The organism is Enterobacter cloacae complex sp. ECC445, assembly GCF_021892025.1.
GTDB classification, from domain to species: domain Bacteria; phylum Pseudomonadota; class Gammaproteobacteria; order Enterobacterales; family Enterobacteriaceae; genus Enterobacter; species Enterobacter chengduensis.
In genome coordinates, this window is sequence record NZ_JAKLRZ010000009.1 from 37,518 (window position 1) to 50,569 (window position 13,052).

Sequence of the window (13,052 nt, forward strand, 5' to 3'; positions counted from 1 at the left end):
CATTAACGTCTTGATTGAGTGCCATATCAGGGCGATAATCCAGTCCCATGTCAGCATTACGGTGCAATACCCACGTGCCAGGCATATGTATTCTCCCCATCTTCACCGGCTTTCGCCTCAACCACTATCTGGTCATAGCGACTGCCCGCCAGCTCCCGGACCATCTGATCCACCCCCCACTGAAGGTGATGCAATTCGTCCGTACTGCCAAACCTACAGGCCAGTTCAATAGCCCGGTCTATGCGTTGTTGTTCATCTGTCATGGTCAGTTCGCCTTATGAGGTTTATTTCCTGCGGCAGGTAATCGCCAGCCAGGGGACAGCCGATACTGCGGTAGCCATCTTACGCTAAAAATCAGCGGGTCTTCTGTATGAGCGTTCGTTAGCACCAGGGGATTCACTTCCGGTATGCCCGTAAAGAACAGAGAAAATGAAGCTCTATACAGGCACGAGGGTGTTTCTGATTTGTTTAAAATGTCGTCAAAACAAGACAATATTAAACGGAGTCAGTCCATGAAGCACTTCATAACATTAAGCGTCCTGGCAGGCATTCTGGCATCCTCGCAGGCATCCGCACAAATTTATGAGTCCACGTTCACGGACACCAACGGCGTCGTGATTCATGCCCCTTCTACCCGGCTTCTGCTGAACCCGGCTTCCACCGTAGCCCTGACACTCATCTCCGGGCTGGACCGCTTCGTGAACGTAAAAGTGACGCGGGACACCGGGGCGCAGCTCTACAATTTCACCACCAACCGTACCGGTGTTGCGGATCGCCTGACCGCTGGTGATGGCAGCGAATTCTACGGAAAGAAAGTAACTTTACCGGCGCTCGGTGAAGGCAAATTCATTGTTCAGATCAACATACTGGATTTGAATCAGTCCGTCGTGGCCACCTACAGTTATAACTGGACTCTCGACACCACGCCTCCGACAGCCAATCCTCTGACGGCCACCGTTGGCGTAGGCACAGGAACAGGACCGGTCTTCAAGCTGGGCCTTGAAGCCGTTTATCAATACAGTTTTATATCCTCAGGCATTAATGACACAAATGGGATTGATAAAGGTATTTTTGAGATCTATCGGGCTAATGGTTCGCTTTTTAGTTCGACCCCCATGAAATACAACGTCGCCGATAAGACGATGTACCTGCCATACACGGCTGCGAGTGTAAAGCAACCCGGTATCCCCGACAGTAACCTCGATGAGGACTTTCAGGCGAAAGTAAAAATTTACGATACCGCCGGAAACATTCGCACCCTGCCGACGCAGGTTTTCCGCTTTGATAATACGGTTGGCGAGATAACGCTCTTTGCCGTCCATGATCCGAACAATGCGGGCAGCGTCGTGCCGGGGCTGACGAATTACCCGGCCTATAAAGCCGGGATGGTCGTCAACGAAAACCCCATCAGATTGGTGTATCGCATTCCGAAAACGAACTACAACAAATATGCCGAAGGCGGTCTGACCTTCATTAACCAGTACGCCGCGCCCAAGGAGCTGACATCTGACGCCACTTACAGCTACGTAGAGATGACGCTGCCTTTCGGGACTGCAAACGGCGATATGGCCCGAATGGCGAATTTTGGACAGTGGGGCGGCTATTTCCCGACTTACTCAATGACGCTCAATCCAGCGGCATTAAAGACCCCGGCCTTTACCGGAACCTGGGAGGACTTCCAGGACAGCAAGGGAACCTGGTACAGCTCAAAAGAATTCGAAACCGTGCTCTCTTCCCGGTTGCCCATTAAAATTGTCCGGGCGCGATTTAACGTGGAAGCCAGACCGTTCGATCAGGAAGTGGGAGGACGGTTAACCTGTCGCATCCCGGCGGGGCAGACCAGCTGCGAAGCACCGGAAAACTTTGATATGGCGCTAGGTACGCTGGGATATAACCGGACTCTCTATTATGTCCGCAGCGTCAGCAACACTATCCTTCGTTCAGAGCAGTGGATAATGACACGCTGGAACAATAAAACCGTGCCGGAAATCGGGGCCATCTCCTACAATCCGGCAACGAAAAAAATGACGGTTCAGGCCCATCTGGAGCAGGACAATGACTGGTTTGACGGGTTCCGCCTCCTCGGATTCTACCTGACCGACAAACTGACCAATCAGCGCATGACACCTGTGGGAACCGTACTCTCGCGTGATGCCGGGAACTACACCATCGAATATGATTTTTCCAGGCAGGCCGAAGGCCGCTACAACGTGGAAGTGAACATTCAGGACCGTTTTCTCAATCAGACTAATAAAACCTATGGCGACATCGCCCTTGATGCCACACCGCCTACGGTTGCTATTTCCTTCGAAGGTAAGCCACTCACCGATGATACTGTGGTCTACGGACTGGAAAATTTACGAATTGCGCTGAGCGACAACCTGACCACCCCACGTATTACGCGTCTTCAGCTCACCGGCGGGCCAACCTCGGATAGTGTGGAACTTACCTGGGCACCGGCAGGAAAAGACACTTATACTCCTGAATATCCACGCATTTTCCCTAATTTCGAGCCATCAGAGAGCTATGCGATCAGCGTGACGGTCTCAGACAGCCAGTCCAACAGCAAAACCTACACCCAGAAGTTCAGCTATCTGCCCAACAACCTCGTCCAGCTGCATAACCTGCGGACGCTCGCCGTGAAGTCCGCACTCAAAACCTCCACGGACGTGCCGCTTGCCTATCTCTCAACAAACATGCTGCGCAAGACCAATGGTGAAATAGCCAGAGGCTTGCAGAACGCCACGCTGTCTGTGCGCAAAGATGCCAGCTTCGGGATTGCATTTAACGGGGCTGAAGCAGCTCCAGGGGAGGCGGTGAACGTGAATATCGACACGGGCCAGGGAGATACTCTGCTGTTGCCGATTTTCCCCTCGGAGAACGGCAAGACCGGCCTGGCCGAATTCATGATCCAAATTGATGAGCTGAAGTAACCACGATATGCCGTCAGCTGAGCTGGCGGCTCTGCCATTAAGTTGACCCGTTTCCCATACCCGCGAATGACTCCGCCCTGCGGCCCCGTTTAAGACACCTATCATGACCGATTAAATCCCGCAAGAATGCGTACAACCAGGTGAGATTACGCCCTCTCCCTGTAGACCAGTCCACATGGCTGGCAATGCATCAGAAAACACGGTAATAGAAAAGACCCATCTCTCTGAAAATTTGCCTTAAGTCGTCACGCATGTAACAATATGTTAACGTCATACGAAGGCCCATCAACTTATTCGTTGGCCCTACGGATCAAGATCATGCGCAAACTCTACAAAGAAGAAATGGCCTTTGCTAAGAAAAAGCTGGCCCAGCTGGATATGATTAATCAAAAAATTGAAGACATCAGCGAGCAATGGGACTCTGAAATAGGCCAGGAAAATCCGGGACTATTAGATATAAAGAAAACAGTACAGCAGGTCCAACGCAATATCTACGAGCAGATAGGCCAGTGGAATCGTACTGTCTGACGTTATCAGGCTGCCTGGATGACAAGCAGCCTCTCTCTTCTAGCCATTCAGTTCCGCATCCAGCCTCTTTTCCAGCGCCAGCAAGTTGATAAGGGCCCTCTCGCATTCCTGCTTGCCCCAGCAGCCCTGCCAGTTCGTCAGAGACAGATATTTCCTCTCAAGCGCTTCCATTTCATCCAGATTGCGGTGTGAATGGAAGTGCCAGATATCATGCCAGGCCGCGTCATAGATAGCTCCGGCAGGTGGACAGAACAGGAAGGCATCGGCGTGAATGATTTCTACACGTGGATCGGAGCTGAAGGTATTCCCGACAAGCTTGATAACATCCAGTTCACGCTCAATGACCGTCACGCGGGTGACCTGCGGCAGTTGCAATACAGCATGAAGCACCATTCCCAAACCCAGTCCGTTTATCAGGAGACTGCCCCGGGCATTCTCCAGAAATTCGGTGCAGGTGCGTATCTCCATGGGAGTATTTGACATCACAACTTCGCCAGATTTCATTAGCCGACGATAGTCCCCTGCCGGAATATACGCGTCGTCATCTTTCGTATAGGCAGATCTGAGAAGGGTTGACGCTGATTCAACCTCGCTGACGTAAAAAGATTCAATAGCCCATTCCCCGGATGTGCCGTCGGTCACAGGCAAATTGTGAAAATCAAATTCCATAAAGCCTCTTTTTTTGTATGGTCTCTTGGACTGGCATTGATTGTAGTGTATCTGAAGGCTGCGGTTATCTAATAGTTTTTCACGACGGATAACGCCGTGCCTCTGCCTGATGTGGGAAACAGCTCAAGTTATTTTGGCCCTGGCTGGTGTGGGAAATAGCTCAAGTTATTTTGCCCCTAGCTGGTGTGGGAAACAGCTCAAGTTACTTTGGCCCCGGCTGGTGTGGGAAACAGCTCAAGTTACTTTGGCCCTGGCTGGTGTGGGAAACAGCTCAAGTTACTTTGGCCCCGGCTGGTGTGGGAAACAGCTCAAGTTACTTTGCCCCTGGCTGGTGTGGGAAACAGCTCAAGTTACTTTGGCCCCGGCTGGTGTGGGAAACAGCTCAAGTTACTTTGGCCCCGGCTGGTGTGGGAAACAGCTCAAGTTACTTTGCCCCTGGCTGGTGTGGGAAACAGCTCAAGTTACTTTGGTCCCGGCTGGTGTGGGATATGGCTCAAGTTACTTTGGCTCCGGCTGATGTGGGAAACAGATCAAGTTACTTTGGCTCCGGCTGGTGTGGGAAACAGCTCAAGTTATTTTGGCTCCGGCTGGTGTGGGATATGGCTCAAGTTACTTTGGCTGCGGCTGATGTGGGAAACAGATCAAGTCACTTTGGCGGCGGCTGGTGTGGGATATGGCTCAAGTTACTTTGGCTGCGACTTATGTGGGAAACAGCTCAAGTTACTTTGGCTTCGGCTGGTGTGAGAAACAGCACAAGTTACTTTGGCTGCGGCTTATGTGGGAAACAGATCAAGTTACTATGCCCAGCCGGTTGAGTGTACTCCGCCAGTTAGCTGCACTGGCCGGGATGTGGGAAACACCGCAAGTTGGCAGTACAGGCCGGGATGTGGGGGACGCCGCAAGTTTGCAGCACTGGCCGGGATATGGGGAACACCGCAAGTTGGCAGTACAGGCCGGGATATGGGGAACACCGCAAGTTGGCAGTACAGGCCGGGATGTGGGGGACGCCGCAAGTTTGCAGCACTGGCCGGGATATGGGGAACACCGCAAGTTGGCAGTACAGGCCGGGATATGGGGAACACCGCAAGTTTGCAGCACAGGCGGGGATGTGGGGAACACCGCAAGTTTGCAGCACCAGTCAGGACGTGGGGAGCCACGCAAGGTATCGGATATGGTCTGGTCAGGGTATAACGCTGCTCGTAATGCATTCAATCAGAGCGTTTTATGATCGTAATTGTGGGGAAAAGCTCAAGTTCGTATTCTCGTAGACAGGTGGATGTTGAGGGAAATCCACTGCGGAAAAAAAACAATACGAACTTTAAGATAATGATTATAAAGGATATTTATGCGGCATGTAATTTAACTAGTTTCATGACTATGGGAAACAGCTCAAGTTAACCCATCTGAAGGGCTTAAAATGGGCTGAAATCTGGATAAAACTCACATTTACCATTTGAACTTGAGGTGTTTCCCATATCAACTTGACCTAATCCCCATACTTACTTGAGCCGTTCCCCATACTGACAATTAAGCAGGTTAGCCTGAAGAAAGGACCATCAAAATTGCAGTGCTCTGAATTACGGGCAATTACTTGGTGTAAAAACCTTGTGGATAATGAAAAAATCACTTGAGGTGTTTCCCATAGTAACTTGATCAGGTTCCCATACATTCTTGAGGTGAACCCCATAGATACCTGCTGTGATTCCCATTTTTACTTGCGGTGTTTCCCACACGTATGCCTTGTGAACCCAGACACAACGTGGGGTCCAGCCTGTTAAAAAGGAGAAAAGGATTTAAAAGGAGAAAAGGATTTAAAAAGAAGGCTGTGAATAAGTGGATAACTATCGTCTGAAGGTTTTCAGAACTTGAGGGGCCATGCTGCGAGGTAGCGTAACGAACCAGCCACTTCAATGCAGAGGAATTTTGTCTTACCGGCTGGGGAGAAGTCGGCAAGACAGAACATAGGGTAATTACATCAAGCTTTATCTTTCTTGGGCAGTATCGTGAAGATGAAATTACCATTACCGTCATCGCTAACTTCAGTCAGAAGCGGGGTGCTGGTATTGATACGCTTGATCGAAGGATTCAAAAATGTTCTCTTCAGCTCCGCAGTGTTTCTGCGCTGTGTATCGGGAAGTTTAAAGCGATCTGCAAGCCACTCCTGGCTTACTTTCCAAATCCCCGTAGAGCGATACTGGCAGAGGCTTTCGTAAAGCCGGATAGTTCTGACTGAGCTGATTTTCTCTACATCAACAAGCCCGTAAGTCGTGAATTGAGATGTCAGTCCCTGAATATAGGGCATCATGTGATGGTTGAACTCAACCTCCCATTGCCCCCTTCCACGACGTAAACCGGAAAGTGCTAACCAGGGCATTTTTACCTCTTCATATTTACCGCCCTTGGGGAAAAAGGTCACACTGCTCTCAGATAAGGCCTGAATTCCTTTCTTCAAATCCCGGCTGGCGGTCTCCACACTGACGTTGAAGTGAGCCTGATAATCAGACACCAAGATAGTAAAGTTGGTCTCGGCTATCTGTTCTTCGTCTTTTTTTGCATAACATTCAACAAGGCATAGCCACAGCGCCCGCTTTGCCTGAAGCGGCAAATAGTATGCCGCCTCAGTCAATTCGTTCGACTGACTGATTTTCAAAGCCTTTACACTTTTTCTTATCTGTGCCGCCGCCATATTAAGGTCGCCAATTTTCATTGTGGGGAATTTCAAGTTACCCACAGTGTACATGCCTGAATCATATTGACAAGGATCTGTTAAAGAAAACTGTGTACAACTCATATCAAACTTGAGCTGTTTCCCATAGCAACTTGATGCCTTTCCCATAGGATCTTGATGTGATCCCCATAGGATCTTGTGGTGTCTCCCATGACTACTTGATGTCTTCCCCATAGTTCCCCCTCCTGAACCCAGATATGGCGCGGGTTCCAGCCTCCTAAAAAGAAGAAAAAGAAATTAAAAAGGATGAAAATGTTATTAAAAAGAATCCGGTGGATAAGTGGGTAACTGCAAGATGAAAGCATGGCGATCTTTGCAGATCCGTGCACTATGCTGGAAGTAGTCTGGAAATTGCCTGTGAATAATTAAGTGTCAATAATTCCACGATTCTGAGAAACCAGGACTTCACGTTGAAGTTACTCACAAGCCGTGGAACTGCCATTGCAGAAGTATACCCCTTTTACTCTTCTCACTGAAAAGGGCAAAAGGGGGACCTAAAAATCCACAAAAAATCACATAATCTGGGGCAGTTCCACCATAAAGTCTGCCGCACCACTTATACCGGACTGATTCGGAAAAACGGGTATCAGAATTCCCTCGCCGGTACCAAAGTTGAGGATGAACTCTTTTGACTCGCCGGGATCAACGCTGACTCCATTCACTGACACACCAAATTTGGCATCACGACGGACAGATAGCACAGCATTCTGATCGCCGGTCAGCAGCGCCCCGTCTTTCTTCCGGATGCTGTTTGACTGGATGTAGGCTAGCGGTTTGTCATCAGAAGTTTTAAGGGCCTGCCCGACCGCCAGGGTTTTGAGGGTATTAAACTCAATCATGTTGTCCGGCACATAGCGGAAATGGCTGGTTTTTGTTGTCGAGTTTCCTGCTTCATCAATGGCTGTGACGATCAGGTTGTAGGCGTCAGTATCATCGCTCGACGGGAACACCCTTGGATACTGAAGAGCAAAGCTGTTGGCTCCGGTCTGATACCAGCCAACATTCACCTTATCTGACGTCGGCCCACCATCTAGCGTAATGCTGACTACCGATGGTTTAGTCAGATCGTCGGTGACCTGAATGACCAGATTTTCCAGCCCCTTCACCAGCTGCCCTTCAGCTGGCTTGCCTTTAAAGTCAATCGAGACGACAGGTGCTATGGTGTCGTGCAGAATGCCTCCGGGCAGGGTTGCCGTAGATACGTTGCCATAGCTATCTTTCACCGTTGCGGTGGCAGTGTAGCGGCCTGATGGCAATGCGGCATAATTAAAAGTGAGGCTCTTCTGCTGATAGTTGATGACACTGGTTGTCGCCGGTTTGAGCGCGGTGTCTTTCCCGGCAACATCTTTCAGAGTCAGGGAAAAATCTTCGGTCATTTTAACGAGATGGCTTACTCATCCGGGTAGCTAACGGCCCCGGATTTTGTTGCATTCCTGATGTGAACCTGAGCTGAAAAACAGTTATCCACATTTTCGGGGGATAACTGTGTGATTAACCATGTAGATCTTTTGCTGAGTGTTATTTAAAGCGTTACGGTATGCAGGCCCGCCTAAATCCCGCCCTTTCGGGCGGCATACTTTACTACTGGCTCGCCAATTCAGGGATCTCTATGATGAACTCAGACGTCCCGGTTTTCCCGGACTCCGTCGGGTAGATTGGAAACGTCCGGGGATCACCCAGGCCCAGATCCAGCACGAGGTTTTTACTCTCCCCAGGCGCTGCCGCCGTTCCGTTAAGGTTTATCCCGTACTGTGCATCACGCCTGACGGTCAGGATCGCATTCTGGACCCCGGTTGCCAGCTGGCCATCTTTACGCCGAAGCATTCCGGTACTGAGGACGGCAAGCGGCACATCTGTTGTGGTCTTGAGGCTCGCATTGACGGCAAGTGTGCGCAGGTTATCCAGACGAACCAGGTTATTCGGCAGGTAGCCAAATTCTGACTCGTAATCCTTCGTGTTGTTCATCTCATCGGTGGCAGTCACCGTGAGCCGGTAGGTCTCACCTTCATTGAGTGACGGGAAGATGCGCGGGTAATTCAGGGAATACACATTGTTGCCAAGGCTCGCCCAGGACAGTTCGACAAAGTCGCTGGTGGGACCCCCACGCATCACGATTCGGCTGATTTTCGGCGTGGTCAGCGTATCACTGAGGCTGATCCGAAGGTTCTCCAGGCCCATGACGGTGACGTTCTTATCGACCTGTTTCCCCTCATAGCTGACGTTTACCACAGGAGGCGTTCGGTCCACGATAAAAGTCCTGAATGGCAGTGAACTTGCGTTGGCGTAGGTATCTACGGCGTTAATGATGAGGTTATAACTTCCTTCCGGGATGGATTTCATGTCGAACTGGAAGGTGTTGTTTCCCGTGGAGACATTTCGGGATGTCTGAGTACCAGTGAGTATCTCTTTGTCAGCCTGGTTTTTGTCGCTGAGCCAGACTTTTTTAGCTTTAACCCGGTCGAAATAGCTCCCATCGCCTGGAATGTTGACATAGGCGTTCAGCAAATTGGTTTTTTCGTCGTAATTGTAGCCCGTGACCGAGGTTTTCAGTGCATGCCAGCTGATATTTTCCCACATAGGGGTATTAAATGTAGCCTCCTGACTGGCTTTGATGTTAAACCCGTCGTGCATATATCCGGTCGTATTTTGTGCCAGAGTCCGAGAGAGGCTTACTGTGCAGGATGTGGATCCTGCCGGGATATTGCAGTTGGTAACGTTGGTTATGTATTGGTCGTACGGGCGAGCCTCAACGGTAAAGCGAATAGCCTTGAAGGTCAGGGGCAGGTCTGCGGCCGTAAACAGGCTCCAGTTCACACTGTCAATCCAGGTTCCGTCTGCCTTTTGACGCTCGATTTTTTTCCCCGCCCAGACTGGGGATTTCAATGATGCCGGGTCCCATGTGAGTTCTCTCCCGACATAGGTTAAATCTCCTCCTCCCCATTGATAGGTGTTGTTCGGGCGGAAATAGTTACCGTCTATCACTCCCTGGGGTAATTTTGCTTCGAGATAAATATAGGTGCTGTCACTGGCTATAATGCTGTTTCCGCCGTAGGTATTCGTGACGTCTATCCCCCCGTTTCGGTAAGCCTTCCAGTTCGTCCTGGGAATACGTAGCACCACGCGGTAAGGGTTTTCCAGCACAGATAGACCGGCTTTGTACGGAACATATCCACTTGAGATGCCGGGCACGTTACTGGTCGGCGACCGGGAGTCATGAACTGCAAATGCGGTGACCTCACCCAGCTGATCGTCATATTTAAACGACTGCGGCGGGACCGTGCGGATGTTTCCGGCTTTGTCGGAAATGAAGACATTAAAAGTAAAGGTCTCATCCAAATCGCTGGTGGGCATCGTTTTCGCTGAGGCCATGTCATTAGCCCAGGTGTAGAAGGCCCGATCTTTGGCCGGATCGTAATTCATGGACTGGTCTGAAATCGCGCTCCCATCGGCGCGTCTGATCACCAGTCTCACGTTGTCAATGTCATTAGCATCGGTGACACCGTCGAGGAAAATATCAAACTGGCCAGCACCGGCACGGCCAAGTTCCCAGAGGGGACCGCTCAGCACCATGCCATATCCTGCGTCCTGACGTGGGTAAAAGGAGGTGTATGCGGGCCGGGTGACATCCAGCATCAGTTTATAGGTGGCGGAACTGACCACGGCCTGATGGATGTCCAGGGTTTCGTCTACGATAGTATAGCTGCCTTCACCCAGCGCTGGCAGGGCCATGTTTTTGCCATAATACTCGCTCCCGTCCGCCGCAGTAACACGGTCGGCCACGCCGACAAGCGATGTCATAGCGGAATGCATCACTTTCTGATCACTGTCGCGGATGACTTTTATCCGCTCATAGCGGTCCAGACCGGAGATCAGGTTAAGCGTCATGGTGCTGGTGGGATTGAGATAGGTCAGTGCAGTGGGCTTCACGCTGCGGTCAGTCGAATTGGTGTCTTTGAAAGAAAAACTAAAGACCTGAGCATTGACCGAACAGGATGAGACAAGTGCCATGACCAGCATGCAGCTCAATGTCGTTTTACGCATGGTTTACTCCCGGGATAAAAGTCAGCCTATTGTACCGGGATCGTGTAAGTTGCCTTTCCAGTTACGACATTAATTTCAATGCCCAACAGCGGCATTAGTGCCATTTCGAAAAGTTACTTTTGGTGGAGGGGGGGGCAGTTGATTAGGGGGAAATGAAGTCTGAAAGCGCGTCGGTGACGAGTGACGCGCTCCCTGGGATCAGAGGTCATCCAGCTGGTGATTACTGTCAGGATCGTGGCGTTGCGCCGATTCCCCTCTTAACTGTACATGCTGCACCTTATAACGGGTGGGGCGGTTGCGTTCAAAAGCGTCCATGGTAAAGGGAACGTCTTCGTCTACGTCACCCTGCTCCCGTTCATTTCGACTGCGGTTATCTTCTTTCGTCATTGTGCCTCCGGTGGTTAATGGCGCTCAACATAGAGAACGCGGACTGAAATAGCGGTATCGGCAAACTGTTTATGAAACACATCCCCCCATTGCATAAAGAACGCGTCAGCGGGCAATAGATCCTGTTTTTCCAGGGAGAGCGGCAGCACCGCCGCCAGACGTCCCCCGGGCGCAAGATGTGATGCCGCAGCCGCCAGATGGAGCTGCGCCCGCCGGTCGGAAAAAGGCGGGTTGAGCGCCACACAGCTGAATTTTCGTGAAGCATTCTTCTGAGACCAGGCCAGAAAATCGCCTTCAGTCACGTCCTGATACCCACGGGCGCGAAGGATTTCACAATTCAGGGCATCGAGCTCCACGCAGGTGATGTCCACCGTCGGTGAGATTGCCTGAAGTAAGCCTCCCTGCCCTGCGCTGGGTTCAAGCAATGTATCACCCTCGCCGGGACCCAGAAGCGAGTCAACGTACTCGCTGAGAGTGCTTGAGGAGGGATAAAACTGGTGAGAGACCACATCAGGCACATCACCCATGCGGGCAACATGCCGCAGCGGCTCACTCGGGTCAAAATCAAATTCGGCGGTGTGCCGGTCGAGCTTCGCCCCCATAAAACGGAGGACGTCGGCAATGGTGTTCTTACCCGCGTTCTCCGCCAGCAACGAAGAGGACAGCCAGATTGACCAGGCGGGCTTACCCTCGCGAGCGGTCTTATTTGCCGTCAGATCACCAATGAGCATCCGGGAATGGAAATCGATACACTTCTTCAGCACGGGAAAAGCTTTGACCGTCTTGCGGGCATGGGCTGAGCGGTCCGCCGGGAGAGCCAGCGGAATATACGCGGCCAGAATGTTGTTGAGTTTCCCGGCAATGTCCGGATGGACCTCAATATGAAGTGATCCATTTTTAAACAGGCGGAAACGCAGGCTGTTGCCGTCGAATGCGGACCACTGGCCGAACCCCACATGCTCCAGAGCCTCTTCGACCCTTTTTGTGGTGTCATGTACCGGCATCAGCTTTTCACCCCGAAAGAAGGCACACACCACGCGTAGCTCGGAAAGCGCCTCCAGACCGGACTCCCTGACTTCAGTGATGAACTTGCCGGAGGGATACCGCTCCCGGGAGCAGGCTCCGGTGGTAATCATACGTGTTGAAAAGCCGAACGCTTTGTTGGTTTTATGGTGGACACTGAGCGATTTGAAGACGCCGTAAACCCGCTCATGCATGAACTGGTTGCGATCATTGAGCAGGCTGACAACGGTACTGGTCACGGCGTCCAGAGTGAATTCCGGGATAACCTGCGGTGGATTAAAATAACGATCTGCGGTGAACTGCTTATCCCAGGCTTTTTTCTTTTCCGCGTCCATAACCGATAGCACATCTGTCAGGGCCATGACGCGCTTCCAGTAGTCTGAGCGAAGCGCGTTTTCAGCATAGAGCGCATCTTTATCAGTGATTTGGTGGTTATAACCCGACAGGTAGCTGTAAAAGGTGCGGGTACTTCCCTTCGAAAACAGGTCCGCAAGGCTGCGGAGTGCTATGAGGTCATCATTGTACTCCCCGACCAGGCTCGCAATGATGTTGAGCTCTTCCCGCATTTCAGGGAAGGTGTCCTGTGTATAAAGTGCTGCATGAGCGCGTGGCTCTGCGGCGTGAGGGTTGGTGGTAAGCGCCAGTGTGTTCATGATGCTGCCTGTTCAGTGAAGGTATATCGCCAGGTTAGCAAATCGACGAAAAAACCTAATAATCCCCAGCGCCAAAAAAAAAGCCCCACG

At 51.2% G+C, this 13,052-nt stretch carries 10 protein-coding genes; 3 read left to right on the plus strand and 7 right to left on the minus strand.

Annotated features, from left to right (window positions below):
* Window positions 1-56: 56 nt before the first annotated feature.
* Window positions 57-263 carry a hypothetical protein gene (locus tag L6R44_RS10645; RefSeq protein ID WP_237424134.1) on the minus strand — a complete coding sequence of 69 codons (207 nt, stop codon included), beginning with the start codon at window positions 261-263 and terminating at the stop codon, window positions 57-59.
* A gap of 249 nt (window positions 264-512) precedes the next feature.
* Here L6R44_RS10645 and L6R44_RS10650 point away from each other — a divergent pair, with 249 nt between their 5' ends.
* Window positions 513-2,933 (plus strand): Ig-like domain-containing protein, encoded by a 2,421-nt coding sequence (locus tag L6R44_RS10650; RefSeq protein ID WP_237424135.1) that lies wholly within the window; start codon window positions 513-515, stop codon window positions 2,931-2,933.
* A 318-nt stretch (window positions 2,934-3,251) separates the two neighbouring features.
* Window positions 3,252-3,461 carry a hypothetical protein gene (locus L6R44_RS10655; protein WP_237424136.1) on the plus strand — a complete coding sequence of 70 codons (210 nt, stop codon included), beginning with the start codon at window positions 3,252-3,254 and terminating at the stop codon, window positions 3,459-3,461.
* Between the two features lie 39 nt (window positions 3,462-3,500).
* Here the strand turns inward: L6R44_RS10655 and L6R44_RS10660 are convergent, their stop codons facing one another.
* The gene (locus tag L6R44_RS10660) at window positions 3,501-4,130 is read right to left on the minus strand and encodes a hypothetical protein (protein ID WP_237424137.1); all 630 of its coding nucleotides are present in this window, start codon (window positions 4,128-4,130) and stop codon (window positions 3,501-3,503) included.
* 488 nt (window positions 4,131-4,618) lie between these two features.
* Here L6R44_RS10660 and L6R44_RS10665 point away from each other — a divergent pair, with 488 nt between their 5' ends.
* Window positions 4,619-4,945 (plus strand): hypothetical protein, encoded by a 327-nt coding sequence (locus L6R44_RS10665; RefSeq protein WP_237424138.1) that lies wholly within the window; start codon window positions 4,619-4,621, stop codon window positions 4,943-4,945.
* A gap of 1,160 nt (window positions 4,946-6,105) precedes the next feature.
* Here the strand turns inward: L6R44_RS10665 and L6R44_RS10670 are convergent.
* The 5 genes from L6R44_RS10670 to L6R44_RS10690 all read right to left on the minus strand — a co-directional run bounded on the left by L6R44_RS10670 (window position 6,106) and on the right by L6R44_RS10690 (window position 12,962).
* Complete coding sequence (locus tag L6R44_RS10670; protein ID WP_237424139.1) at window positions 6,106-7,032, minus strand: replication initiation protein; 927 nt, start codon at window positions 7,030-7,032, stop codon at window positions 6,106-6,108.
* A 338-nt stretch (window positions 7,033-7,370) separates the two neighbouring features.
* Entirely contained in the window at window positions 7,371-8,234 is an 864-nt protein-coding gene (locus L6R44_RS10675; protein WP_237424140.1) for an Ig-like domain-containing protein, read from the minus strand.
* A gap of 205 nt (window positions 8,235-8,439) precedes the next feature.
* Window positions 8,440-10,899, minus strand: a complete 2,460-nt coding sequence (locus L6R44_RS10680) for an Ig-like domain-containing protein (RefSeq protein ID WP_237424141.1) — start codon at window positions 10,897-10,899, stop codon at window positions 8,440-8,442.
* A gap of 198 nt (window positions 10,900-11,097) precedes the next feature.
* The gene (locus L6R44_RS10685) at window positions 11,098-11,286 is read right to left on the minus strand and encodes a hypothetical protein (protein WP_237424142.1); all 189 of its coding nucleotides are present in this window, start codon (window positions 11,284-11,286) and stop codon (window positions 11,098-11,100) included.
* A 14-nt stretch (window positions 11,287-11,300) separates the two neighbouring features.
* Window positions 11,301-12,962 carry a DUF4942 domain-containing protein gene (locus L6R44_RS10690; protein ID WP_237424143.1) on the minus strand — a complete coding sequence of 554 codons (1,662 nt, stop codon included), beginning with the start codon at window positions 12,960-12,962 and terminating at the stop codon, window positions 11,301-11,303.
* Window positions 12,963-13,052 lie beyond the last annotated feature (90 nt).